Here is a 25,560-nt window from a genome sequence, read left to right as displayed (position 1 = left end):
GCCTTTTCCTTTGTCGCGATCAGGCCGATGCGAACAAATTCACATAAGGGAACCGGACACCCTTGCCTTGCTTGTTGTAGCCCGCGTACTGAGTGGGATCGACGGTATGGCCGAAATCGGCGTCGTCCACGCCAGCTCGGCCAGCGTATTCCCGCATCTGGCTCTCGACAATCGGCCCGTCCCGCTTCATCTGCTGCACCGCCTGGACATAACGCGCCTTAACGTCCGGATCGGTCGCTGCATCCGCGATTTGCTGGAATGCGGCCATATTGCTCTTGAAATAATGGATGACACTCAGGCGCTCGTTATACGCCACCGCCCAGCTCATGGGATCCATCGCAGGCTCCACGCTTGAATCAGACCATCATGCTATCGGCAACATTCTCTCACTCTGAAATCCAAAGAAAATCGCCCCGCCGAGAAACCCGGCGGGGCGATGATCAAGCCCGGATTGCCGACAGGCTTACAGCACTTCGATGATGCCGGCGGCGCCCATGCCGGTGCCGATGCACATCGTCACCATGCCGTGGCCCTTCAGGCCGGCGTCGCGCATGCCGTGCACCAGGGTTGCGGTGCGGATTGCGCCGGTAGCGCCCAGCGGGTGGCCCAGTGCGATGGCGCCGCCGTGCGGGTTCACCTTGGACATATCCAGCTCCAGATCGCGCGCCACTGCCAGCGCCTGGGCGGCGAAAGCTTCGTTCAGCTCGATCCACTTCAGGTCGTCCTGCTTCAGGCCAGCCTGGGCCAGCGCGGCCGGAATGGCTTCCTTCGGGCCGATGCCCATGATCTCCGGCGGAACGCCCTTGACCGAGAAGGTCACGTAGCGGGCCAGCGGGGTCAAGTTGAACTCCTTCAGGACGCGCTCGGACACCAGGATCACCGCACCGGCGCCGTCGGACATCTGCGAGGAATTGCCGGCGGTGACGGAGCCCTTGGCGTCGAATACGGTCTTCAGCTTGGCCAGGCCTTCCAGCGTCGTTTCGCGGCGCGGGCCTTCGTCTGTGTCCAGCACGCGCTTCTTCACCACCACTTCGCCGGTTTCCAGATTAGGCGTGCGATAGGTCACTTCCAGCGGCGTGATTTCGTTCTTGAACTTGCCGCCGTCGATGGCCGCCAGCGCGCGGCGATGCGATTCCACCGCGAACGCGTCCTGGTCTTCGCGCGACACGCCCCATTGCTGCGCCACTTTTTCCGCGGTCAGGCCCATGCCGTAGGCGATGCCGTAATTCTCGTCCTTGGCGAAGATTTCCGGGTTCAGCGACACCTTGTTGCCCATCATCGGCACCAGGGACATCGATTCGGCGCCAGCCGCGATCACCACGTCGGCTTCGCCCAGGCGGATGCGGTCGGCAGCCATCTGCACGGCATTGATGCCGGACGAGCAGTAGCGGTTGATGGTGATGCCGCCCACGGTGTTGGGCAGGCCGGCCAGCAGCACGCCGATGCGGGCCATATTCAGGCCTTGCTCAGCTTCCGGGAAGGCGCAGCCGACCACGCAATCGGAAATCAGCTTCGGATCCAGGTTCGGCACTTGGGCCAGCGCGCCGGTGATCACATGCGCCAGCATGTCGTCCGGGCGCACGTGGCGCATCATGCCGCGCGGCGCCTTGCCCACCGGGGTGCGGGTGACGGCGACGATGTAAGCTTCTTGTACTTGCTTAACCATTCTTTTGCTCCTTCGCGACCGGCGGCCAGGTCTTCATGCCTGCCGCCAGCCTTTGCATTCTTGGATTTTCGAGCGGTTCACAAGCGCCTGAGTCCAGGCGTCGACGCAAGCGGACGATTAATCTCGTACGACAGGTCGACGCAAGGCTGCATCAGGCGTCTTGTGGGCGGCTCGTATTAGTTGCGCAGCGGCTTGCCGGTGGTCAGCATGTTGGCGATGCGGTCCTGGGTCTTGGCGTTCTTCAGCAGGGTCATGAAGGCCTTGCGCTCCAGGTCCAGAATCCATTGCTCATTGACCAGGGTGCCGGCTTCCACGTCGCCGCCGGTCATCACGTCGGCGATCTGCGAAGCGATGAAGAAGTCGTGCTGACTGATGAAGTTGCCTTCCAGCATGTTCACCAGCTGGCCCTTGATCGACGCGGCGCCTGCGCGGCCGGCAACCGGGAAGCCCTTCACCTTCAGCGGCGGACGGTAGCCGGATTCGGCCAGCGCCAGAGCCTGGCGCTTGGCGACATAGAGCAGCTCGTAGGCGTTGAACACCACGGAATCGCCCTTCTTGAAGAAGCCCAGTTCCTGCGCTTCCACGCCGCTGGTAGCAACCTTGGCGGTGGCGATGTTCATGAAGTAGTCCTTCAGCGCGGCTAGCAGGTCGCCCTTGGACTCTTGCGAGGCGCGCAGGGCGAACTCCTTGCAGCCGCCGCCGCCCGGCAGCAGGCCCACGCCCACCTCCACCAGTCCGACGTAGGACTCCAGCGCAGCCACGGTCTTGTCGCAGTGCATGGCGAACTCGCAGCCGCCGCCGAACACATAGCCCTGAGTTGCGGCGATGGTCGGGATCTGGCTATAGCGCAGGCGCAAGGCGGTGGACTGGAAGCGGCCGATCATGGAATCGATCGCGCCCCAGTCGCCCATCATGAAGGCCGGCATCATGGACTGCAGGTCCGCGCCCACAGAGAACGGCTCTTCGGTTTGCCAGATCACCAGGCCCTTGAAGCGGTCTTCGGCGATGTCGATGGCGGTGTTCAGGCCATCCAGCACGGCCGGGCCGATGGCGTGAGCCTTGGACTTGAACGAAACCACCAGCACATCGTCGCCGGTGGTGAAGGCGCGCACGCCTTCGTTTTCGAATACGGTTTCGCCCAGTTGCTCGGACTTTTCGCCCAGCACCTTGGCCGGGGCCAGCTGGCGCTGGTAAACGTCCAGCGCGGAGCGGCCTACCAGCTTCTTGTCGGCGGCGTTGTAGGAACCGTCGGCGAAATGCACGCCGGCGCGGTCGCCTTCCAGCACCCAGCTCGGCAGCTCGGCCTTGGCCAGGCTCTTGCCTGCGGCGATGTCTTCCTGCAGCCACTTGGCCACTTGCTGCCAGCCGGCGGCCTGCCAGGTTTCGAACGGGCCGGTGGACCAGCCGAAGCCCCAGCGGATGGCGAAGTCAACGTCGCGCGCGCAGTTGGCGATATCGGCCAGATGGAAGGAGATGTAGTGGAACACATCGCGGAAACATGCCCACAAGAATTGCGCCTGCGGATGCTCGCTTTCGCGCAGCTTCTGGAATTTTTCCGCCGGGTTGGCGATCTTCAGGATGTCCTTGACCGCGTCGTCGCCTTTCTCGCCGGAGCCCACGTACTCGCCCTTGGCCGGGTCCAGCACCAGCATGCGCTTGCCGTCTTTCTTATAGATGCCGGCCTTGGTCTTGGAACCCAGCGCGCCGGCCGAGATCAGGCCTTGCATCCAGTCAGGCGTGGCGAACAGGCTGTGCCACGGATCTTGCGGCAGGGTGTCCTGCATGGTCTTCACCACGTGGGCGAAGGTGTCCAGGCCCACCACGTCGGCAGTGCGGAAGGTGGCGGACTTCGGGCGGCCCAGGCGCGGGCCGGTCAGGTCGTCCACCACGTCGAAGCGGATGCCGTACTTGGCTGCGTTGGCGATGGTGGCCAGCATGGAGAACACGCCGATGCGGTTGGCCACGAAGTTCGGGGTGTCCTTGGCGCGGACCACGCCCTTGCCCAGGGTGGACACCAGAAAGCGCTCCAGGTTGTCCAGGATGTGGGCGTCGGAAGTCACACAGGGAATGATTTCAACCAGGTGCATATAGCGCGGCGGGTTGAAGAAGTGCACGCCGCAGAAGCGCGGGCGAACCGCGTCCGGGCAGCCTTCGGCCAGCTTGTTGATGGACAGGCCGGAAGTATTCGTCGCGAAGATGGTTTGCTCGCCCAGATGCGGAGCCACCTTGTGGTACAGGTCCACCTTCCAGTCCATGCGCTCGGCGATGGCCTCGATCACCAGGTCGCAGTCTTTCAGCAGATGCAGGTGGTCGTCGTAGTTGGCGGGCTGGATGTGGGCAACCACGTCGCTGCCTGCCAGCGGAGAAGGCTTCAGCTTCTTCAGGCCTTCAATGGCCTTCAGCGCGATGCCGTTCTTGTCGCCTTCCTTGGCCGGCAGGTCGAACAGAATGGTCGGCACTTTGGCGTTTACCAGATGCGCGGCGATTTGCGCGCCCATCACGCCAGCGCCGAGCACGGCAACCTTGCGTACGTTGAATTTGGTTTGAGACATGGTTTCCTCGTTTTGTTGAAACACACATGAGACAGGCCCCTCTCAACCTGTCCTGCTTGCTTCCAAGGGCGAGCGTTGAATCGTCCTTGCCCAGTTTCGCGCCGGCTGGGGCGGGCGCGGCGCCGGGGTACTGCTTGATAGTCTGGCCGGCGATTTCGACTATTGTTCCCGCCGGCTGTTTTCCTGTCGTTGCGTCGCCAAAGCGCCGCAACGACCAGATCATGATCGAGCGCAGATAAAATATCAAACACTCGCTTTTATGTGAGATTAGTCTAACCCATTTTGGGCAAAATCAAAGCAGGTTTTGTAAAAAATCTGCACACCGCGCTGGCGCGCGCGCAACAACGCTTACCGCCGTGCCAAAACGACAACAGGGCAGGCGCCCGCGCCTGCCCTGCTTACCCTTTTCTTACGACAAAAGTCGCTTAGAAACGGTAGTTGTACTGCACGCCGATCAACTGCAGGTAGGTCTTGTAGCTGCCCTTGACCGTTTCGCCGTTGCCGGTGCAGCTGCCACCGGTAGAGGTATTCACGCCAGTCGGATTGCAGGCATCAGTGTAATTCGTCGTCGCGTTTTTGAAGTCGATGAAGCTGTAAGCCACATCGATGGAGCTTTGCTTGTTGATCTTGTAGTTGGCGCCCAGCGACAGCCAGATGCGATCACTATCCGGAATCGCCGGGTGAAGGTCGTTGTTGCTTTGCAGCGGAGACTGCTCCCAAGCCAGACCTCCACGCAGCAACCAAGCATCGCTCAAACGATAGTTGGCGCCCGCCGACACTCGCCAAGTGTTCTTCCAGTTCTGATGCAGAACGATATCACCTTGAGGCACGCCATTCTTGGTGTCCTGCTTGATATCGATTTGCTGCAACTTGGCGTTGCCCACCCAGGTCACATCGCTCATCAACGCCCACTTCGAATCCAGCTGGTGGAACACATTGACGGAAGCAGTATCCGGCGTGGTCACATCCACGCTGCCAGTTGTGCTGGGATGAACGAACTTGCTCAATTCAGTAGCATACGGCAGGCCCGTACTCGGATCCGTGCCCTGCACACGGCCATTGAAGTCCCAGGTGATGTCGCCCGTAAGCTTCATCTTGACCTGGGAACGGTAAGCCAGGCCGATTCGGGTATCTTCGCTCGGCGTAAACAGGTAGCCAATATTCCAGCCGAAACCCCAGTCACTGCCCTTCACCGTGGCCTTGCCATCGCCGCCTTGGCCGCCAGCACGCATGATGTTGGCGATCGTCGCCGGGTCTTTGATCGTCACTATCGCGCCGCCCGGGCCATACGGACCGGTAATGCCACCCTTGGCCGCCGCCGCCATGGCAAGGCCCGACGTGGCATCCGTCATTTTAGCCAGGGTGGCGTCCATGTATTGTGCGGACACACCAAAACCCAGTGCATGTTTCTCGTTCAGTTTTAGCGAGAAAGACGGGTTCAGATTGAAGGATTTGAGCTCGATGCTGCTCAGGGCGTAACGACCAGCCCAGGTTTCGCCGTAATCCAGTTTGGCGCCATAGGGCACGAACAGGCCAATGCCGGCGGTAATTCTGTCATTGATCTTGCTGGACAGGTAGAAGGTGGGCGCCGCCACCGCGGACGGAGCGAAAGTGCCGCCATTGCCGCCGCCGGTGGGTTGCTTCAGATAAGTCGTGGAACCATTGTCAGTATATTCGGAATGCGGCACAACCAAGGTCACGCCGCCGGATACCTGCGTGCCCTCCAGACGGCTCAAGCCAGCCGGGTTGGCGAAAATAGTGGAAGGATCGGCGGCTTCCGCGCCGTTGGCGTGGGCGGTGCCCTGGCCGGACACGCTCTGCGAACCGAATTGATAACCCGAGGCAGCAGCCTGTGTGGATGCCAGGCCGAACGCGGTGCCCATGATCATCACGGACAGGCTAAGGTGCTTGAGCTTCATGCTTCCCTCTCTAGTCTTGCTTTAGTAGATATTTTCATGATTCATGACCCATTCATGCGATGAGTCATGAACGATGCTACCAGAGAATTAGAGCAATCCAACCAAACGACCGAGCTTTTGTTCCAAACGTTCGTTTAATGCAACATTTCCACAACAATTGATGAAGCGCGCAACAATCACGCTTCAAACCGACTCCAGCAAGCGCGATCTACCATCGCCATCGATGGCGACATAGGTGGCGATCACATCGGTGATTTTGGCGTGCGAACCATCCATGCGCTCCGCTTCCACCGATATTTTCAGGGTAATGGACTTCTGGCCGATTCTCAGTCGTTCGACATACAAATCCACCACATCGCCCAGCAAGATGGGCGTGGAAAACTGAAAGGCGTTCACCGCCACCGTGGTGACCGGCCCGCGCGACAGCCGCTCGGCGTCCAGGCTGCCCGCCATGTCGATCTGGCTCATCAGCCAGCCCGCCTGCACCTTGCCATAGGCGTTGGTGCTGGTGGGCAGCGCCCTCACCCGCAACACCGGCACGCGATGTTCCTGTTGTTCCATCTCAGCTTCCCCCGTCCTTTCCGGACTTGTTTCTCGCCATTCAAAATGGCCGCGTGTCAGGCGGCCATTTTGAATGGCGCCGGACACTAACCGCATCCGGCGCATGGTAGCACGTTGCCCGGTTTAGAAAATCAGGCGCTGCAGCAATTTGTCGTCATGCTGCTCCAGCTTCTTGTCGAAGTCGTCCACCATGATCACGTCGCGCTTGAGCTTGCGGGCGCGGGTGACGGCGTCGAACTCTTCCTGATTGATCAGGCCGGTCTGCAGGGCTTCCGCCAGACGTTCGCGCGCGGTGATGGTCTTGAACTTGCCATCGCGCGCCAGCTTGCGCAGCTTCTGCTCTACCGGCTCGGTGGCCAGGATGGCGTTCAAGGCATGGCCCAGTACGCCCACCGCATCGCTCTCCTCCTGCGGGATGTACATGCCGCGGGTCAGACGGTCGCGGGTGGAGCCCGGCTCCATCATGGCGCGCGCCACCTTGGTGCCAGTGCGGTCGGATGCCGGCTTCAGCGTCAAACCCCACGGGAAGATGACACAGCGCAGCAGCCAGGCCAAACCGCGGCTCGGCAGGTTAGCCAGGAAGCCGTCCATCGCCACCTGCACGTCGTACAGCGCGTTTTCCACAGCCCAGCTCATCACGGCGATGTCTTCCTTCGGCGCGCCGTCGCGCTCGAAGCGCTTCAACGAGGCGGTGGCGATGTACAGGCCGGACAGCATGTCGCCCAGACGGGCAGACAGCTTCTCGCGGAACTTCAGCGAGCCGCCCAGGCTGAACATGGCCATGTCGGACAGCAGCGCGAAGGCGCTGGAGAGACGGGTGACGCGCTTGTAGTACGTTGCAGTCACGCCGCCCTTCGGACTCGCGGCGAAGCGGGAGCAGGTCAGGCCCAGCCACAGCGAGCGCACGAAGTTGCTGATGACGAAATTGATGTGGCCGGTAATCGCCTTGTCGAACTCGGCGCCGTCATTGGCCATGGCGGCCTTCATCTCGCGCAGCACGTACGGATGGCAGCGGATGGCACCCTGGCCGTAGATGATCATCGAACGGGTCAGGATGTTGGCGCCTTCCACCGTGATGCCGATAGGAATGGCCTGATAGCCGCGCGCCAGGTAGTTGCGCGGGCCCAGCACCACGGCCTTGCCGCCATGCACGTCCATCGCGTCGTTCAGCGTTTTGCGCATGCGCTCGGTGTTGTGGTACTTCAGGATGGCCGACAGCACGGACGGCTTCTCGCCGTTGTCCAGGCCAGTCAGGGCCAGATCCTGCGAAGCTTCCATCTGGTAGGTGTAGCCACCGATGCGAGCCATCGCCTCATCCACGCCCTCGAACTTGCCGATGGGCAGGCCGAACTGGTCGCGAATGCGGGCGTAGGCGCCGGTGGTCCAGGTAGTCAGCTTGCCGCAAGCCACGGACATGGCCGGCAGCGAGATGCAACGGCCCACGGACAGGCATTCAACCAGCATGCGCCAGCCTTGGCCCGCGTATTCGCGGCCGCCGATGATCCATTCCAGCGGGATGAACACGTCCTTGCCCCAGGTCGGGCCGTTCATGAAAGCGGAACCGCCCGGGAAGTGGCGGCGGCCGATTTCGACGCCGACATGCTCGGTGGGCACCAGCGCGCAGGTGATGCCGATTTCTTCCTTGTCGCCCAACAGGTGGTCCGGGTCATACATCTTGAACGCGAGGCCCAGGATGGTGGCCACCGGCGCCAGGGTGATCCAGCGCTTTTCCCAGCTCACGCGCACGCCCAGCACATTTTCGAAGTGCTCGCCAGTGCGCGGATGGGTGTAGGAGCCGCGGCAAACCACGCCGAAGTCCGGAATGGCGCCGGCGTCGGAGCCGGCATAGGGGCTGGTCAGCGCGAAGCACGGCACTTCCAGGCCCTTGGCCAGGCGCGGCAGATAGTAATCCTTCTGCGCTTCCGTGCCGTAATGCTGCAGCAGTTCGCCCGGGCCGAGCGAGTTCGGCACCATGACCGACACCGCAGCCGTGCCGCCGCGGGTGGCGATCTTGGTCACCACCTTGGCGTGGGCGTAGTTGGAGAATTCCAGGCCGCCGTACTTCTTCTTGACGATCATGCCCAGAAAGCCGTGGTCCTTGATGAACTGCCACACTTCCGGCGGCAGGTCCTTCAACTCGTGCGTGATCTTCCAATCGTCGATCATGCCGCACAGCTGCTCGGTCGGTCCGTCGATGAAGGCCTGTTCCTCGGCCGTCAGCTTAGGATCCGGGAAGGACAACAGGCGGTTGTAGTCCGGCTTGCCGGAGAACAGGTCGCGGTCCCACCACACCGTGCCGGCGTTGATGGCCTCCTGCTCGGTTTGCGACATGGCGGGCGTGATTTTCTTGAACACGCCGAATACCGGGCCGGTGAACACCGCGCGGCGCAGCGGCACGATGTTCAGCACGGCCGCGACAACGGCGAAAACCGCCCAAACAGCGGCGGAGACCTGGCAGTGGAAGACGAACTGAAGCGCGGCGAGCCAGGCGGCGAAGCCTACGGTCCAGGCCAGGACCGGCGCGGCGCAATAAGCCAGAGCGACGATCAGCGCGATCAGAATTACGGCAGCAATCATTGTGTTTACCCTCGTGTTGACCCCTCAGTTCCGCGCGCCGCCTTGCTGTTGTAATCCTTGGCGGCGGGCGCGGACTCAGCCTTCTATGGGCGAGACCAAACCGGCGATCACGAAAGGCACCAGATATTTGACGATCATGTCCGGATCCCTCGCGGTGACGACTTGGCTGCGTGTGAAAATTTTCAGCACGTCGTTGCCGGCGAAGGCATTGAACATGACGCTGAAGGCGAGGTGCATGCGCCAGGCGAGCTGCTCCGGCTCCAGATGCGGCAGCGCGCGCTGAAAGGCTTCCGTATAGCGCTGCACGAACACGCTGTACTGCTGCGAGATGGTCTCGCGCAGCAGGCGGTGGTTTTCCACCAGCGTGCGCGACAGCAGCCGCACGAACATGGCGCCTCCGCGCGAAGGATCCTTGGACAGGCTCAGGCACGGCCGTATGAACGACAGCACCAGTTGCTCCAGCGGCAAGGGTCCTTCCTGCGCTTCCAGCCGATCCAGTTCCGCCAGGCAGTCCTCCAGCAAGGGCGCCAGCCTGCGCATGAACACGGATTCGAACAACGCATCCTTGGAGCCGAAGTGATAGTTCACCGCGGCCAGATTCACCTCGGCCTGTTGAGTGATCATGCGCAGCGAGGTTGCCTCGAAGCCGTGTTCCACGAACAGACGTTCCGCGACGTCCAAGATGCGGGTTGCGGTATCGGGGCGACTTCCCTCCATGATCTCCAGTGCCTTTGTTGTATTTTGTGGTTTAGTCTTGCTCATCTCAGCTTTCGAACAAGCGTTTCAAACTTACGTTTTAACTTGATCAATGTCAAGGCGTATCCCGCGCCATGACATTTATCTCTCAGGGCAAACAAAAAAACGGCAGTCCTTATTTTAGACTGCCGTTTGAATGAAACACGCGTTAAAAGGACTTAGTCAAGGCCTAGCGCCAAGTCTCGCTGCAAGTCGGACACATTTTCCAAGCCGACGCTGACGCGCAACAGCCCCTCCACAATGCCGGCACGCTCCCGCGCCTCGGCCGTCACGCGAGCATGGGTGGTGCTGGCCGGATGGGTAATCGTGCTCTTCACATCGCCCAAATTGGCGGTGCGCGAGATCACGCGCACGCCGTCCACCACCTTCCACGCCGCCTCGCGGCCGCCCTTCACCACAAAGGACACCACCGCGCCGCCGCTTCTCTGTTGGCGCATCGCCAGCGCATGCTGCGGGTGGCTGGCCAGGCCCGGGTAATAGACGCGCTCCACATTGGGCTGAGCCTCCAGCCAGCGCGCCAACTCCAGCGCGTTGGCGCTATGCTTTTCCATGCGCAGATGCAGCGTTTCCAAGCCGGAGAGCAAGGTCCAGGCATTGAACGGCGACAACGAGGGACCGGCCGTGCGCACATGCAGATAGATTTGCTCGATCAGCTTGTCGCTGCCCACCACTGCGCCGCCCATCACGCGGCCATGACCGTCCAGGAATTTGGTGGCGGAATGCATCACCAGGTCCGCGCCCAGCTTCAGCGGCTGCTGCAAGGCCGGGGAACAGAAGCTGTTATCCACCGCCAACAACGCGCCGTGCGCATGGGCGATGGCGGCGATCGCCTCGATGTCGGCCACCTCGGTCAACGGATTCGACGGCGTTTCCAGGAACAGCAGCTTGGTTTCCGGCCGCAGCGCCGCGCGCCAAGCGTCCAGATCTCGCGCATCGACAAAGGTAGTCGTCACGCCAAACTTGGCCAGTTGGCCGGCGAACAGATTGATGGTGGAGCCAAACAGGCTTTGCGAAGACACGACATGATCGCCCGCTTGCAGCAGCGTCATCATGATGGCCTGGATCGCCGCCATGCCGGTAGCGGTGGCGATGGCGCGCTCGCCGCCCTCCATCAGCGCCAAGCGCTGCTGAAAGGCCGACACGGTGGGATTGGTGAAGCGCGAGTAGGTGTAGCCGTCGATCTCGCCCAAGAACAATTTGGCAGCCTCGGCGGCAGAGGCGTAAGTGAAGCTGGAAGTCAAATACAGGCCCTGGCTGTGCTCGCCGTGCTCGCTCAGCGTCAAGCCGCCGCGAATGGCCAGGGTCTCGGGATGCAGATTCTCGTGTTGCGGGTCCGACATGCGCGTCTCTCTTTCTCATGCCGGCGCCGGGCCGGCTGTCAGTACCCATCCATCTTGCCTGAAAACCGCCCGCTTGCTAAATGACATCGGGCGCTAAGCTAGCGCCTGCCCCGACATTTGGCGGCTCAGGCCGCCTGCGCCTCTCGCTGCCGCAGGAACTGCTCCAGCGCGCGCGCCGCCGTATATTGCCCTTCGCCGCAAGCGTGCAGCAAGACCAGCTCGCCCTGCTTCATCGCCTCGCTCAATACTTGCCAGCGCGCGGGGTTGGCTGCGAGGTCCGACCAGTAGATATCGCAGAAAGTGGGCCAGCGCGCCGGATCGGCATGCATCCAGGCCACCAATTCGTCCGTGGGCAGGACGCGCCGCAGCCAGTGGTCGGGCAACAAGGCCGCGCGCGGCCACTGCCTCGGCCATTTGGCAGACAACAGGAAGCCCGTGGCGGGAGGAATCTTGCACTGCCCAACGGACACCAGACGAATAGAGGCGCTCATGTAAACCTCCTTGTCCGCAAGCCATGTCGCCCGCGGGCGGTGAAGCCGCGGCCCCGCACCCGCCGGACCGCGGCCATGCCCGGCCGGATGGGCCGGGCGGCGCGGCTATAATGCCGCGCGGAAGATCGCGCAAATCTCCTCGTGACTGGCTTTGCGCGGATTGGTCAAACCACATGCATCCTTCAAGGCGTTGTCCGCCAGCGTCGGAATGTCGGCTTCCTTCACGCCCAACTGGGCCAGTCCGGCCGGAATGCCCACATCGGCCGACAGGCGCTTGATCGCAGCGATGGCGGCCTCGGCGCTGCGGGTCTTTTCGCCCAGCGCGATGGCCACATCGCCCAGCCGCTCGCCGGCCACGGCCGCGTTGAAAGCCTGCACATGCGGCAGCAGCACCGCGTTGCACACGCCGTGCGGCAGATCGTAGAAACCGCCTAGCTGGTGCGCCATCGCGTGCACATAACCCAAGGACGCGTTGTTGAACGCCATGCCGGCCAGGAACTGGGCATAAGCCATTTGCTCGCGCGCTTCCATGTCCTGGCCATTCTTCACCGCGCGGCGCAGGAAGCCGGCAATCAGCTCGACGGCCTTCAAGGCGCAGGCATCGGTGATGGGAGTCGCGATGGTGGAGACATAGGCCTCCACCGCGTGGGTCAACGCATCCATGCCGGTGGCTGCGGTCAACGATGCCGGCATGCCCGCCATGGTTTCCGGGTCATTGACCGACAAAATCGGCGTGGTGTGCCTGTCGACGATGGCCATTTTGATGTGGCGGGACTCGTCGGTGATGATGCAGAAACGGGTCATTTCGGACGCCGTGCCTGCGGTGGTATTGATCGCCACCAGCGGCAGCTGCGGCTTGGCCGACTTGTCCACGCCTTCGTAGTCCTGGATCTTGCCGCCGTTCACCGCCACCAGCGCGATGCCTTTGGCGCAGTCGTGCGGCGAACCTCCGCCCAGCGACACGACTACATCGCACTGTTTTTCGCGCAGCAAGGCGAGGCCGGCATTGACGTTGGCGCAGCTGGGATTGGCATGAACGCCATCAAAGATTACCGGCTCGATGTCGGCCTCGGCCAGCATGCCGGCCACCTTGTCGGCCAGGCCGGCCTTGACCAAGCCCTGGTCGGTGACGATCAGCGCGCGGAGGAAGCTGTGGCCGCGCATGGTATCGATAGCCTGCCGCAGGCAGCCGGCGCCCATCAGGTTCAGCGAGGGAATGAAAAAAGCGCTTGTGCTCATTGTCCGTCTCCGTGAATGGACTCTAGATGTTGAGCACAGTCTGCGCCGGCCGCCATGGCCGGGTTTTGCCGCAAATCAATAAACGCCGAGCGCCCGGCAAGCGCTCGGCATTTCTACTTAGCGCAGCAGAGCCGCGTTTTCATGCAGCCATTGGCTGGCCAGTTCGCCAAAGCCGTCCCACATGATCTGCACGCCCAGGCACAACAGAATGAAAGCCGACAAGCGCAGGAAAACGATGGAGCCGGTCGGCCCCAGGTAGCGCAGCAGCTTGTCCGCATGGGCGTAGCACAGGTAGACCAGGACGCTGCTGACCAGTACCGCGGCCGACCCCGCCAGCGGCGCGATGGCATAGCGGATGATGCCCTTGCCGCTGCCAGTCAGCGTGGCGCCTATGGTGATGGCGACGGAAATCGACCCCGGCCCCACTGTCAGCGGGAAAGTCAGCGGATAGAAAGCGCGCTGCGTCAGCTCAGCCTTGTTGTCCAAGTGGGCCGGCTCGCTGGACGGTTGACTGGATTCGGCTGGCGTGTCGTTCAGCATGCGCCAGGCGGCGAAAGTGATCAGCAGCCCGCCGGACAGCTGCACCACAGGCAGCGACACGCCGAAGAAGGACAGCACATAGCCGCCCACATACATGCTGCCCACCAGCAGCAGGGCGCAGTACAGGGCGATGCGGCGCGCCAGGAAGCGGCGTTGCTGCGGCGTATTCCGCGCCGTCATCGAAATGAAGATGGGCACCAGGCCGGGCGGGTTCATGATGGGCAATAGCGCCGCCATCACAAAAAGGAACTTGGTCATGAAGAGGGACAGCAACTGCATACGGCACCCCGGCGAGAAGGTTTAAAATGTTATCAGGATAGTGAATCAAACCATAAAAAAAGCCCGCATGCCAGCGGGCTTCATCAAATCTTCGCTTGCCTTCCTCAGGCCTGAGCGGCCGCCAGCTTGCCGGCCTCGTCCTCTTTCTTCAGATCCAGCGCCTTGCGATGCGCGTCGGCCAGTTCGATCTTGTCCAGCGGCACCATCCGGGTCTTGTGCTTGGCGCGGTAACCCCACCACAGCGCCAGGAACAGCGGAATGCCCAGATAGGTGGCGATCACGCCGTTCCAGTCCACTTTGGCCGCGGTGAACGCGGTGTAGTTCTGGCCCAGCATGATCAGCAGGCACAATGCGAAGGCGAACAGCGGGCCCAGCGGGAACCACTTGGCCTTGTACGGCAGATCCTCCAGGCTGTAGCCCTGCTTCACATAGGCGCGGCGGAAGCGGTAGTGGCTGATGGCCACGCCCAGCCAGGCGATGAAGCCGGTCATGCCGGACGAGTTCAGCAGCCACATGTACACGGCGTCGCTCTTGAACAGCGAAGTCAGGAAGCACAGGCAGGCCACCACGGTCGTCGCGTACAGCGCGTTGCGCGGCACGCCGCCAGCGGTCAGCTTGCCGAACATCTTGGGCGCCATGCCGTTCTTGGACATCGCGTACAGCATGCGGGTGGACGCGTACATGCCGGAGTTGCCGGCGGAGAGGATGGCGGACAGGATCACCGCGTTCATCATGCTGGCGGCGAAAGCCAGACCCGCGCGGTTGAACACCAGGGTGAACGGGCTGGCGCCCACGTCCTTCATATCGTTCTTCAGCAGCGACGGATCATTGTGCGGCAGGATCAGGCCGATGATCAGAATGGACAGCATGTAGAACATCAGGATGCGCCAGAAAATCTGACGCACGGCGCGCGGAATGGTGCGGCCCGGATTGGCGGACTCGCCGGCCGCCACGCCTATCAGCTCGGTGCCCTGGAAGGAGAAGCCCACCACCATGGCCACGCCGACGAAGGCCGCCAGCCCGCCGACGAAGGGACCCTGGCCCTGCATCATCACATTGAGGCCCGGCGCGATGCGGCTGGGATTCGGTTCGGTCATGATGCCCAGAATCATCATAAAGCCGATGACGATGAAGGCTATGATGGTGGCCACCTTGAGCATGGAACACCAGAATTCGGCCTCGCCGAAGCCCTTCACCGAGAAATAATTCAGCGCGAAAATGATCACCAGGAAGCCGCCGCTCCATACCACGCCTGGCACGCCGGGGAGCCAGTAGTTCATGATGATGGCGGCCGCGGCCAGCTCCACCGCGACGGTGATGGCCCAGTTGTACCAGTAGTTCCAGCCCTGGGCGAAGCCGAAGGCCGGATCGACGAAGCGCGAACCATATACCTGGAACGAGCCGGAAACCGGCATGAAGGCCGCCATTTCGCCCAGGCTGGTCATCAGGAAGTAGACCATCAGCCCCACCAGCGCGTAGGCCAGCAGCGCGCCGCCGGCGCCCGCGCCGGAAATGGTGGCGCCGGAGGCCAGGAACAGGCCGGTGCCGATGGAGCCGCCGATGGCGATCATCGACAGGTGGCGCGCCTGCAAGGAGCGCTGCAGCTCCGGGACGTCTTGTTTCTTGTCCATATCCAACTCTCTCTGCGTATTTCTCGCCGCGCGGCTCACGCCGGGCAGCCCCCGGTCTTGCGCGGGGCCAGTCTTGAAAGCGGCAAAGAATGACACCGATCGTTCGCATTGACTAGCCTGAATCCGGCATTTTTCGCAAAAAACGAAAATGTCATGTTCGATACAGAAACCACAGCACGCCCTCACCCCGCCACAGACAAGCAAAAGCCGGGCATTGCCCGGCTTTTTCGCATCAAAAGACAAAGTGTTGCATTACAGCTCTATCCGCGCGCCCAGCTCCACCACGCGATTGGGAGGCAGGCGAAAATACAGCGTCGCGCTGCGCTCGTTCTGCCTCAGCAGCGAGAACACGCCGATCAGCCACCGCTTGAGCCGGCCGCTGCGCGGCGCGGCCACCAAGGTCTGCCTGCCCAGGTAATATGAAGTGGCCAGCGGCTCCAGCTCTCCCAGGTTCAGTAGCTCCGCCGCATGCGCCATCACCCCGGGCACATCCGGCTCCTCCATATAGCCGTAACACGCAACGATGCGCCCAACGCCCGCGCCGAGCCACTGCACCGCCACCCGCTCGCCCTGCACGCGCGGCGTATCCTGCATCTGCAGCGTCAACAGCAGCACGGTTTCGTGCAGCACCTGGTTGTGTTTCAGGTGGTGCAGCAGCACCAGCGGCGCGCCATCCGCGCTCTCCGACAAAAACACCCCTACGCCGGGAATGCGCGCCACCGGATTCATCTGCAGGCTGGACAACAGCACGTCTATGGGCAACTGCCTGTCCTCCGCCTCCTTCGACTGCAGGCGACGCCCGCCGAACCAGCACCCCATCAGCGCAAACATCAGCAAGCCCAGCGTCAGCGGCAGCCAGCCGCCGTCCAGGAACTTCAGCACATTCGCCAACCAGAAGGCCAGGTCGATGGCGAACAGCCCGCCCGCGACCAAGCCCACCGCCCACCACGGCCAATGCCAGCGCCGCCGCGCCAGCGCAGCGAACAGAATGGTGGTGATGGCCATGGTGGTGGACACCGCCAGGCCAAAGGCCGCGGCAAGCTTGTCCGACTGGCGGAACGCCAGCACCACCGCCACCGTAGCCAGCATCAGCAGCCAGTTCAGCAAGGGCAGGTAGATTTGTCCCTTATGGCTGCCCGAGGTGTGCAGCACCTGCACGCGCGGGAAAAAACCCAGCTGCACCGATTGATGGGTCAGCGAAAACACGGCCGTGATCAAGGCCTGCGAAGCGACGATGGTGGCCAGCGTGGCCAGCGCCACCATGGGGTACAGGCCCCACTCCGGCACCATGGAATAGAAAGGACGGTCGGACAAATGCGGATGGTCCAGCAATAACGCGCCCTGCCCCAGATAGCTCAGCAGCAGCGAAGGCAGCGCCAGCCCATACCAGGCCAGCCGAATGGGCCGCGCGCCGAAGTGCCCCATATCGGCGTACAGCGCCTCCGCGCCGGTCAGGCACAGCACCACCGCGCCCAAGGACACGAAGCCGGCGAAGCCGTTGCGCTGAAAATAACTCAGGCCGTGCAGTGGATTGACCGCCTGCAAGATGGATGGATTCTGCCATAGCTGGGCGGCGCCCAGCGCGGCGATGGCGACGAACCAGGCGGCCAGCACCGGGCCGAACACCACGCCCACACGTCCGGAGCCTAAGGGCTGCACCATGAACAACAGCAGCAGAATCGCCACCGTGCCGGGCACCACATAGGCCGACAAGGCCGGCGTGGCGACCTGCAGGCCCTCCATCGCGCTGAGCACGGACACCGCCGGCGTAATGACCCCGTCGCCATACAGCATGGCCGCGCCGGCCAAGCCCAGCAGCACCCACAGCACGGTGGAACGGCCGCCCTTTTCCGCTTTTTCGCCGGTGATCTGGGCCAGCAATGCCAGAATGCCGCCCTCGCCCTTGTTGTCTGCCCGCATCAGCACCAGCACATACTTGACGCTGACCATCAGAATCAGCGACCACAGGAATAGCGACACCACGCCCACCACATTGTCCGGCGTCGGCCTCACCCCATGATCGCCGTTGAACGCTTCCTGCAAGGCGTAAAGCGGGCTGGTGCCCAAATCGCCGTACACTACGCCCAACGCCGCCAACGCCAGCATGGCTGTCTGCGGCGCCTGCCGTTTTCGATCCGAGGCCGCGATGGCCCCATTGCGGATACCTGCTTGCATCGTTGTTATTCCTCGCGCGATATTCAACGGCCGCCGCGCACTTAGGCGGCTCGACAGGACATGCTAGGGGGGCAGGCATAAAATCCGTGTAAACATTCCGGGACAAAAGCAAAAGTTCGGTAAAAATCCCACGTCAGCCCCGAGCAGCCCGCACGCGCAGCCAATCCGCCCCATGCCATTCAATTTAAAAAGCAAACAATCGCTTTAATTTAACAATTTACAACACAACGCCCCCATTCACTCAAACCACAGTCATACAGATCATGCATGCTTTGCATGAATGCTTGGCAGATAATGCCAGCAACGATGCAAACCCGCAGCGAAACGCATGAAAAACTGTCATGCTATGCACAAGCAATAACAAGCATAACGCCTTCCGGAGCACCCGCATGTCAACCCCCGCGCCTGTCAAATCCAACCGTCTGCCGCTCGTTCTCGCCCTGATCGCCGTCCTGGGCGGCGGTTGGTGGTGGCATCAGCACCAACAAAGCACCCAACAAGAAGCCGCCAAGGGCAAGGGCGGCATGCCGCTGGCCGTCGGCGTGGCAACCGTGAAAACGATGGATGCGCCGCTGCAGTTGAATGCGCTGGGCACCGTCACCTCGGCCAATGCGGTAACCGTGCGCAGCCGGGTGGACGGACAGTTGATCAAGGTGCACTTCACGGAAGGCCAGCAAGTCAAGCAGGGGCAGCTGCTGGCCGAGTTGGACGCCCGCAGCTATCTGGCGACCTTGACCCAGGCCGAAGGCCAGCTGCAGCGCGACCAAGCGCTGCTGGAAAACGCCCGCATAGATCTGGCGCGCTACAAGCAGTTGAACGAACAGAATTCCATTTCCAAACAGCAGGTGGACACGCAACAGGCGCTGGTGCAACAATACGAAGGCACGGTCAAGATTGACCAGGGCGCCGTCGCCGCCGCTCGCGTCAATGTCGATTACACCCGCATCGTCGCGCCGATTTCCGGCCGCGTCGGCCTGCGCCAGGTGGATCCGGGCAATATCGTGCACGCCGCCGACGCCAACGGCTTGGTCACCCTCACTCAGACCCAACCCATCTCCGTGCTGTTTTCCGTGCCCGAAGCGAGCCTGAGCGCCGTGCTGCAGGCCGCGAGCGACAATCCGGCGCTGCATGTGGAGGCCTGGGACCGCGACAACCACCGCAAGCTGGCGGACGGCAAGCTGCTGGCGCTGGACAATCAACTGAACACCAGCACCGGCACCATCAATATCAAAGCCAGCTTCGCCAACGAGAAACTGCAGCTCTTCCCCAACCAGTTCGTCAACGTCAATTTGCAGCTGGGCGAACGCCAGAACGCCGTGGTGGTGCCCACCGTGGCGGTGCAGCTCGGCAAGATGGGGAATTACGTCTACACCGTAGGCGACGACGCCACCGTCAGCATCGCCAAGGTCAAAACCGGCCCGGCCTCCGGCGACGACACCATCATCGAGGACGGCTTGAAGTCCGGCCAGCGCGTGGTGGTGGACGGCGTGGACAAGCTGCGCGACGGCGCCCAGGTCAAGGTGATAGACCGCGCGGCGCAAGCCAAGGAAGCGGCCAGCGCCGGCAAGGGCAACAAGAAGCGCGGCGGCAAGCATCACGCCTCCGCGGCAAACTAAGCGGGGGAATCAGGCATGAACCCGTCCCGTCAGTTCATTCTGCGGCCGGTGGCCACCACCTTGCTGATGGTGGCCATCCTGCTGACCGGCCTGGTCGCCTGGCGCATGCTGCCGGTTTCGGCGCTGCCTGAGGTGGACTACCCCACCATACAGGTGGTGACGCTGTATCCCGGCGCCAGCCCGGACGTGATGACCTCCTCGGTCACCGCGCCGCTGGAGCGCCAGTTCGGCCAGATGCCCGGCCTGTCCCAAATGTCCTCGTCCAGCTCCGGCGGCGCCTCCGTCATCACGCTGCAGTTCAGCCTGGACCTGACGCTGGACGTGGCGGAGCAAGAGGTGCAGGCGGCGATCAATGCGTCCAGCAATCTGCTGCCGCCCGACCTGCCCAGCCCGCCGATCTACAACAAAGTCAACCCGGCGGACACCCCAGTGCTGACCGTCTCCGTCAGCTCCCCCACCCTGCCGCTGACCAAGCTGCAAGACCTGGCCGACACGCGGCTGGCGCAGAAACTGTCGCAAGTGCCCGGCGTGGGCCTAGTCAGCATCAGCGGCGGCCAGCGTCCGGCCGTGCGCATCCAGAGCAATCCCAAGGCCTTGGCCGCGCGCGGCCTGACCCAGGAAGACATCCGCACCGCCATCGCCGCCGCCAACGTCAACCAGGCCAAGGGCAGTTTCGACGGCCCGCACCAGGCCTCCACCATAGACGGCAACGACCAGCTGCAATCGGCCGACGAGTACCGCAAGGTCATCATCGCCTACCGCAACGGCGCGCCGGTTTATGTGCAGGACGTGGCCAAGGTGGTGGACGGCGCGGAAAATACGCGCCTGGCCGCCTGGGCCGGCGACACGCCAGCCATCATCCTGAACGTGCAGCGCCAGCCCGGCGCCAACGTGATCCAGGTGACAGACCGCATCAAGGCCTTGCTGCCGCAATTGCAGGACACCCTGCCCGGCTCGGTGGACGTCAAGGTGCTGAGCGACAGAACCGTGACCATACGCGCCTCGGTGGAGGACGTGGAGTTCGAGCTGATGCTGGCCATCGCCCTGGTGGTGATGGTGATCTTCGTCTTCCTGCGCAATGTGCCGGCCACCATCATTCCGGCTGTGGCGGTGCCGCTGTCGCTGGTGGGGACCTTCGGCGTGATGTATCTATCCGGCTTCTCCATCAACAACCTGACGCTGATGGCGCTGACCATCGCCACCGGCTTCGTGGTCGACGACGCCATCGTGATGATCGAGAACATCTCCCGCTACATAGAGGAAGGCGAAAAACCGATGGCCGCCGCGCTGAAGGGGTCGAAGCAGATAGGCTTCACCATCATCTCGCTGACCATCTCGCTGATCGCCGTGCTGATTCCGCTCTTGTTCATGGGCGACGTGGTGGGCCGGCTGTTCCGCGAGTTCGCCGTCACCCTGGCGGTATCCATCCTGATTTCCGCCTTCATCTCGCTGACGCTGACGCCCATGATGTGCGCGCGGCTGCTCAAGCATGTGCCGGATGAGAAGCAAGGCCGCTTCTACCACGCCAGCGGCCAGTTCTTCGACAACATCATCGCTCGCTACGGCGTGGCGCTGAACTGGGTGCTGGACCGCCGCAAAACCACGCTGCTGGTGGCCGTCGGCACGCTGGCGCTGACCGCCGCGCTCTACCTCTGGGTGCCCAAGGGTTTCTTCCCGCAGCAGGACACCGGCGCCATCCAGGGCATCAGCGAGGCCTCGCAATCCATCTCGTTCAGCGCGATGGCCAAGCGCCAGGAAGCGCTGGCCGCGGCGCTGCTGCAAGACCCAGCAGTGGATAGCCTATCGTCCTTCATCGGCGTGGATGGCACCAACGCCACGCTGAACAGCGGCCGCCTGCTGATCAACCTGAAGCCCAAGGAGCAGCGCGACAACATCCGCGCCGTGCTGGCCAGGCTGCAGCAACGGGCCGACCAGTTGCCCGGCATGTCGCTGTATCTGCAGCCGGTGCAGGATCTGAGCATAGACGCGCGCGTCAGCCGCACCCAGTACCAGTTCACGCTGCAAGCCACCAGCCAGGAAGACCTGTCCGCCTGGGTACCCAAACTGGTGCGGCGCCTGCATCGGGAGCCGGCCCTGGCCGACGTGGCCAGCGACCTGCAGGACAAGGGGCTGCAAGCCTACGTCAACATCAACCGCGACGTGGCCTCGCGCCTGGGCGTCACCACCGCCGCCGTGGACAACGCGCTGTACGACGCCTTCGGCCAGCGGCTGATCTCCACCATCTTCACCCAGACCAGCCAGTACCGGGTGGTGCTGGAGGTGGACAAGGCGCACCAGCGCGACCCGCTGTCGCTGAAGGGCATCTATGTGCCCACCGCCAGCGGCACGCCGGTTCCGCTGGATGCCGTGGCCACCATAGAAGAGCGCCCGGCCTCGCTGGCCATCAACCACCTGGGCCAATTCCCCACCGCCACCATTTCCTTCAATCTGCAACCCGGCGCCTCGCTGGGCGAAGCCGTGGACGCCATCCGCCAGGCGGAGAGCGAAATGGGCCTGCCGGCCAGCATGGACACCAAGTTCCAGGGCGCGGCCATGGCCTTCCAGGCTTCGCTGAGCAATACGCTGTGGCTAATCCTGGCCGCCATCGTGACCATGTACATCGTGCTGGGCGTGCTGTACGAGAGCTACATCCATCCCATCACCATCTTGTCCACCCTGCCCTCCGCCGGCATAGGCGCGCTGCTGGCGCTGATGGTGACGGGCTCGGACCTGTCGGTGATCGCCATCATCGGCATCATCCTGCTGATAGGCATCGTCAAGAAGAACGCCATCATGATGATAGACTTCGCGCTCGAAGCCGAGCGCGAACAGGGCATGAGTCCGCGCGAGGCCATCTATCAAGCCTGCCTGCTGCGCTTCCGCCCCATCCTGATGACCACCATGTCGGCGCTCTTGGGCGCGCTGCCCTTGATGATGGGCAGCGGCATGGGCGCCGAGCTGCGCCAGCCGCTGGGCATCACCATGGTGGGCGGCCTGATGGTCAGCCAGGTGCTGACGCTGTTCACCACCCCGGTGATCTATCTGGCTTTTGACAGCCTGGCGCGCCGCTTCGGCCGCAAGGCCAAGCCGGAACTGGCCGAGGGCGAAGCATGATTCCGTCGGAACCATTCATCCGCCGGCCGGTGGCCACCACGCTGTTGACGCTGGCCATCCTGCTGGCCGGCGCCATCGCCTTCAAATTGCTGCCGGTGTCGCCGCTGCCGCAGGTGGACTTCCCCACCATCTCGGTATCGGCCAAGCTGCCCGGCGCCAGCCCGGAAACCATGGCCGCCACCGTGGCCACGCCGCTGGAGCGCGCGCTGGGCCGCATCGCCGGCATCACCGAGATGACCTCGTCCAGCTCGCTGGGCTCCAGCAACATCACGCTGCAGTTCGATCTGGACCGCGACATCAACGGCGCCGCGCGCGACGTGCAGGCGGCCATCAACGCCGCCCGCACCCTGCTGCCTTCCGGCATGCCATCCAACCCCACCTATCGCAAGGTCAACCCAGCCGACGCGCCCATCATGATCATGGCGCTGACCTCGGACAGCCTCAGCCGCGGCCAGATGTACGATGCCGCGGACTCCATCCTGGCGCAGAAGCTGTCTCAGGTGGAAGGCATAGGCAATGTGATCATAGGCGGCGGCGCCCAGCCTGCGGTGCGGGTGGAAATGAACCCCATGCAGCTGAATCATTACGGCATCGGCATGGAAACGGTGCGCTCGGCCATCTCCGCCACCAACGCCAACCGCCCCAAGGGCTTCCTGGAGAACGACGACAAGCACTGGCAGGTGCAGGCCAACGACCAAGCCGGCAAGGCCAGCGACTACCTGCCCTTGATCATCAGCTACAAGAACGGCGCGGCGGTGCGCATAGAGGACGTGGCCGAGGTCAAGGACTCGGTGGTGGACCTGCGCAACGCCGGCATGCTGGGCAAGCAGCCGGCGGTCATGCTGATCCTGTTCCGCCAGCCCGGCGCCAACATCATAGACACGGTGGACCGCGTCAAGGCGCTGCTGCCCACGCTGCAAGCCTCCATTCCCGCCTCGATCAAGATCAACCAAGTGATGGACCGCACCCCTACCATCCGCGCCTCGCTGGCCGAGGTGGAAACCTCGCTGGCCATCTCCGTCGGCCTGGTGATCCTGGTGGTGTTCCTGTTCCTGCGCAGCGGCCGCGCCACCGCCATCCCGGCCATCACCGTGCCGGTGTCGCTGGTGGGCACCTTCGCCGTGATGTACCTGGCCGGTTTCTCGCTGAACAACCTCAGCCTGATGGCGCTGACCATCGCCACCGGCTTCGTCGTCGACGACACCATCGTGGTGCTGGAAAACATCTCGCGCCATATCGAAAACGGCATGAAACCGTTCCAAGCCGCGCTGCAGGGCGCGCGCGAGGTAGGTTTCACCGTGCTGTCGATGAGCATCTCGCTGATCGCGGTATTCATTCCCATCCTGCTGATGGGCGGCATCATCGGCCGGCTGTTCCGCGAGTTCGCCGTCACCCTGTCCGTGGCCATCCTGGTGTCCTTGCTGGTCTCGCTGACCACCACGCCCATGCTGTGCTCGCGCTGGCTGAAAGCGCATGAGGCGCGCCGCGAACCGGGAAGACTGTTCCAATGGAGCGAGCGCGCCTTCGACGCCATGCTGAACGGCTATCGGCGCTCGCTATCCTGGGCGCTGGCCCACAGCCGCTTCATGATGCTGATACTCGGCGTCACCATCGCGCTCAACGTCTTCCTGTACACCGTGATCGCCAAGGGCTTTTTCCCGCAACAGGACACCGGCCGGCTAACCGGCATGATACGGGCCGACCAGAGCATTTCCTTCCAGGCCATGCAAGGCAAGCTGCAGCGCTTCATCGAGGTGGTGGGCGCCGATCCGGCAGTGGACAAGGTGGTGGGCTTCACCGGCGGCGGCCAGCGCAACGGCGCCAATATGTTCGTCAGCCTGAAGCCGCTGTCCGAGCGCAAGGAGAATGCCGACCAGGTGATCGCCCGCCTGCGCAAGAAGCTGGCCAAGGAACCCGGCGCCCAGCTGTTCCTGCAATCGGTGCAGGATATCCGCATCGGCGGACGCTCCAGCAATGCGCAATACCAGTACACGCTGCAGGGCGACGACTTGAACGCGCTGCGCGAGTGGACGCCCAAGGTGCAGCAGGCGATGAGCAAGATCCCCTTCCTGGCAGACCTCAACAACGACCAGGAAGTGAAAGGCCTGCAAACCACGCTGACCTTCGACCGCGCGGCCATGTCTCGATTGGGGCTGACCCAGGCTCAGGTGGACTCGGTGCTGAACGACGCCTTCGGCCAGCGCCAGGTGTCCACCATCTATAACCCGCTGAACCAGTACCACGTCGTGCTGGAGGTGGCGCCGCAGTATTGGCAGGGGCCGGAAGCCTTGCGCAATATCTATCTGCAGACGCCAGGCGGCCAGCCCACGCCGCTGTCGGCCTTCGCCAACTGGAAACCGACCAATGCCGCGCTGTCGGTCAATCACCAGAGCCAGTTCGCCGCCACCACGGTTTCCTTCAACCTGCCGCCGGGCAAATCGCTGTCCGACGCCACTCAGGCGATAGGCGGCGTCATCGCCGACATCGGCCTGCCCAGCTCCATCCACGCCAGTTTCCAGGGCACGGCCAAATCCTTCCAGTCCTCGCTGGACAGCCAGCCCATGCTGATCCTGGCCGCGCTGGTCGCCGTCTACATCGTGCTGGGCATGCTGTACGAGAGCGTGGTGCATCCCATCACCATCCTGTCCACCCTGCCCTCCGCCGGCGTGGGCGCGCTGTTGGCGTTGATGGCCACCGGCGGCGAATTCAACATCATCGCGCTGATCGGCATTCTGCTCTTGATCGGCATCGTCAAGAAAAACGCCATCATGATGATTGACTTCGCGCTCACCGCGGAACGCGAGCAGGGCCTGCCGCCGCGGGAGGCCATCCTGCAAGCCTGCCTGCTGCGCTTCCGTCCCATCATGATGACCACGATGGCGGCGCTGTTCGGCGCGCTGCCGCTGGCTCTGGGCCGCGGCGACGGCGCGGAGATGCGCACGCCGCTGGGCATCTCCATCGTCGGCGGCCTGCTGCTCAGCCAACTGCTGACGCTGTACACCACGCCCATCGTTTACCTGTACCTGGACCGCTTCCGCCTGTGGTGCCTGCAATGGCGCCGCGGCAACCGCCGCGCGCTGGCCGGCGGACAAGAGGATTGATCG

At 63.1% G+C, this 25,560-nt stretch carries 16 protein-coding genes; 3 read left to right on the top strand and 13 right to left on the bottom strand.

From position 1 onward, the window contains the following. Positions 1 to 19 precede the first annotated feature (19 nt). The 13 genes from C2I19_RS05980 to C2I19_RS05915 form a co-directional block, all read right to left on the bottom strand. Positions 20 to 337, bottom strand: coding sequence for a hypothetical protein (locus tag C2I19_RS05980; protein ID WP_103901805.1), 318 nt, complete (start codon positions 335 to 337; stop codon positions 20 to 22). A gap of 126 nt (positions 338 to 463) precedes the next feature. Further along, entirely contained in the window at positions 464 to 1,666 is a 1,203-nt protein-coding gene (locus tag C2I19_RS05975; RefSeq protein WP_103901804.1) for an acetyl-CoA C-acyltransferase, read from the bottom strand. A 176-nt stretch (positions 1,667 to 1,842) separates the two neighbouring features. Next, positions 1,843 to 4,218, bottom strand: a complete 2,376-nt coding sequence (locus C2I19_RS05970) for a 3-hydroxyacyl-CoA dehydrogenase/enoyl-CoA hydratase family protein (protein WP_103901831.1) — start codon at positions 4,216 to 4,218, stop codon at positions 1,843 to 1,845. A gap of 425 nt (positions 4,219 to 4,643) precedes the next feature. Next, on the bottom strand, positions 4,644 to 6,137 hold the full coding sequence (locus tag C2I19_RS05960; protein ID WP_103901802.1) for an OmpP1/FadL family transporter: 1,494 nt from the start codon (positions 6,135 to 6,137) through the stop codon (positions 4,644 to 4,646). Positions 6,138 to 6,320: 183 nt separating this feature from the next. After that, on the bottom strand, positions 6,321 to 6,698 hold the full coding sequence (locus C2I19_RS05955) for an acyl-CoA thioesterase (RefSeq protein WP_103901801.1): 378 nt from the start codon (positions 6,696 to 6,698) through the stop codon (positions 6,321 to 6,323). Positions 6,699 to 6,821: 123 nt separating this feature from the next. Next, a complete protein-coding gene (locus C2I19_RS05950; protein WP_103901800.1) occupies positions 6,822 to 9,275 on the bottom strand; it encodes an acyl-CoA dehydrogenase in 2,454 nt (817 codons plus the stop codon). Positions 9,276 to 9,350: 75 nt separating this feature from the next. Beyond that, complete coding sequence (locus tag C2I19_RS05945; RefSeq protein WP_103901799.1) at positions 9,351 to 9,992, bottom strand: TetR/AcrR family transcriptional regulator; 642 nt, start codon at positions 9,990 to 9,992, stop codon at positions 9,351 to 9,353. 197 nt (positions 9,993 to 10,189) lie between these two features. Next, entirely contained in the window at positions 10,190 to 11,371 is a 1,182-nt protein-coding gene (locus C2I19_RS05940) for an O-succinylhomoserine sulfhydrylase (RefSeq protein ID WP_103901798.1), read from the bottom strand. Between the two features lie 125 nt (positions 11,372 to 11,496). Further along, complete coding sequence (locus tag C2I19_RS05935; protein ID WP_103901797.1) at positions 11,497 to 11,862, bottom strand: DUF488 domain-containing protein; 366 nt, start codon at positions 11,860 to 11,862, stop codon at positions 11,497 to 11,499. Positions 11,863 to 11,967: 105 nt separating this feature from the next. Then, complete coding sequence (yiaY, locus tag C2I19_RS05930; RefSeq protein ID WP_103901796.1) at positions 11,968 to 13,101, bottom strand: L-threonine dehydrogenase; 1,134 nt, start codon at positions 13,099 to 13,101, stop codon at positions 11,968 to 11,970. Positions 13,102 to 13,218: 117 nt separating this feature from the next. Next, positions 13,219 to 13,920: a MarC family protein gene (locus tag C2I19_RS05925; RefSeq protein ID WP_103901795.1), complete on the bottom strand. Its 702-nt coding sequence runs from the start codon at positions 13,918 to 13,920 to the stop codon at positions 13,219 to 13,221. A 104-nt stretch (positions 13,921 to 14,024) separates the two neighbouring features. Then, the gene (locus C2I19_RS05920; protein ID WP_103901794.1) at positions 14,025 to 15,551 is read right to left on the bottom strand and encodes an amino acid permease; all 1,527 of its coding nucleotides are present in this window, start codon (positions 15,549 to 15,551) and stop codon (positions 14,025 to 14,027) included. A gap of 252 nt (positions 15,552 to 15,803) precedes the next feature. After that, positions 15,804 to 17,726 carry a potassium transporter Kup gene (locus C2I19_RS05915; RefSeq protein WP_103901793.1) on the bottom strand — a complete coding sequence of 641 codons (1,923 nt, stop codon included), beginning with the start codon at positions 17,724 to 17,726 and terminating at the stop codon, positions 15,804 to 15,806. A gap of 389 nt (positions 17,727 to 18,115) precedes the next feature. Between C2I19_RS05915 and C2I19_RS05910 the strand changes: the two genes are divergently transcribed. From C2I19_RS05910 to C2I19_RS05900, 3 genes are read left to right on the top strand one after another with little or no spacing between them, the layout of a single operon-like run. Next, positions 18,116 to 19,342, top strand: a complete 1,227-nt coding sequence (locus tag C2I19_RS05910) for an MdtA/MuxA family multidrug efflux RND transporter periplasmic adaptor subunit (RefSeq protein WP_103901830.1) — start codon at positions 18,116 to 18,118, stop codon at positions 19,340 to 19,342. A 15-nt stretch (positions 19,343 to 19,357) separates the two neighbouring features. After that, positions 19,358 to 22,456: an MdtB/MuxB family multidrug efflux RND transporter permease subunit gene (locus C2I19_RS05905; RefSeq protein WP_103901792.1), complete on the top strand. Its 3,099-nt coding sequence runs from the start codon at positions 19,358 to 19,360 to the stop codon at positions 22,454 to 22,456. Next, positions 22,453 to 25,557, top strand: coding sequence for a multidrug efflux RND transporter permease subunit (locus C2I19_RS05900; protein WP_103901791.1), 3,105 nt, complete (start codon positions 22,453 to 22,455; stop codon positions 25,555 to 25,557). Before C2I19_RS05905 ends, C2I19_RS05900 begins: the two co-directional genes overlap by 4 nt. The last annotated feature ends 3 nt before the right edge of the window (positions 25,558 to 25,560 follow it).

The sequence above is a fragment of the Chromobacterium alticapitis genome (assembly GCF_002924365.1).
Lineage (GTDB): Bacteria > Pseudomonadota > Gammaproteobacteria > Burkholderiales > Chromobacteriaceae > Chromobacterium > Chromobacterium alticapitis.
This window is presented reverse-complemented; position numbering and strand designations above follow the sequence as displayed.

What these genes read in the sequence shown, in the direction of transcription:
- C2I19_RS05980 (WP_103901805.1), bottom strand. Translation starts at nt 337, where the DNA reads ATGGATCCCATGAGCTGGGCGGTGGCGTATAACGAGCGCCTGAGTGTC.
- C2I19_RS05935 (WP_103901797.1), bottom strand. Translation starts at nt 11,862, where the DNA reads ATGAGCGCCTCTATTCGTCTGGTGTCCGTTGGGCAGTGCAAGATTCCT.
- C2I19_RS05970 (WP_103901831.1), bottom strand. Translation starts at nt 4,218, where the DNA reads ATGTCTCAAACCAAATTCAACGTACGCAAGGTTGCCGTGCTCGGCGCT.
- C2I19_RS05920 (WP_103901794.1), bottom strand. Translation starts at nt 15,551, where the DNA reads ATGGACAAGAAACAAGACGTCCCGGAGCTGCAGCGCTCCTTGCAGGCG.
- C2I19_RS05925 (WP_103901795.1), bottom strand. Translation starts at nt 13,920, where the DNA reads ATGCAGTTGCTGTCCCTCTTCATGACCAAGTTCCTTTTTGTGATGGCG.
- C2I19_RS05915 (WP_103901793.1), bottom strand. Translation starts at nt 17,726, where the DNA reads ATGCAAGCAGGTATCCGCAATGGGGCCATCGCGGCCTCGGATCGAAAA.
- C2I19_RS05940 (WP_103901798.1), bottom strand. Translation starts at nt 11,371, where the DNA reads ATGTCGGACCCGCAACACGAGAATCTGCATCCCGAGACCCTGGCCATT.
- C2I19_RS05900 (WP_103901791.1), top strand. Translation starts at nt 22,453, where the DNA reads ATGATTCCGTCGGAACCATTCATCCGCCGGCCGGTGGCCACCACGCTG.
- C2I19_RS05955 (WP_103901801.1), bottom strand. Translation starts at nt 6,698, where the DNA reads ATGGAACAACAGGAACATCGCGTGCCGGTGTTGCGGGTGAGGGCGCTG.
- C2I19_RS05950 (WP_103901800.1), bottom strand. Translation starts at nt 9,275, where the DNA reads ATGATTGCTGCCGTAATTCTGATCGCGCTGATCGTCGCTCTGGCTTAT.
- C2I19_RS05910 (WP_103901830.1), top strand. Translation starts at nt 18,116, where the DNA reads ATGTCAACCCCCGCGCCTGTCAAATCCAACCGTCTGCCGCTCGTTCTC.
- yiaY (WP_103901796.1), bottom strand. Translation starts at nt 13,101, where the DNA reads ATGAGCACAAGCGCTTTTTTCATTCCCTCGCTGAACCTGATGGGCGCC.
- C2I19_RS05975 (WP_103901804.1), bottom strand. Translation starts at nt 1,666, where the DNA reads ATGGTTAAGCAAGTACAAGAAGCTTACATCGTCGCCGTCACCCGCACC.
- C2I19_RS05945 (WP_103901799.1), bottom strand. Translation starts at nt 9,992, where the DNA reads ATGGAGGGAAGTCGCCCCGATACCGCAACCCGCATCTTGGACGTCGCG.
- C2I19_RS05960 (WP_103901802.1), bottom strand. Translation starts at nt 6,137, where the DNA reads ATGAAGCTCAAGCACCTTAGCCTGTCCGTGATGATCATGGGCACCGCG.
- C2I19_RS05905 (WP_103901792.1), top strand. Translation starts at nt 19,358, where the DNA reads ATGAACCCGTCCCGTCAGTTCATTCTGCGGCCGGTGGCCACCACCTTG.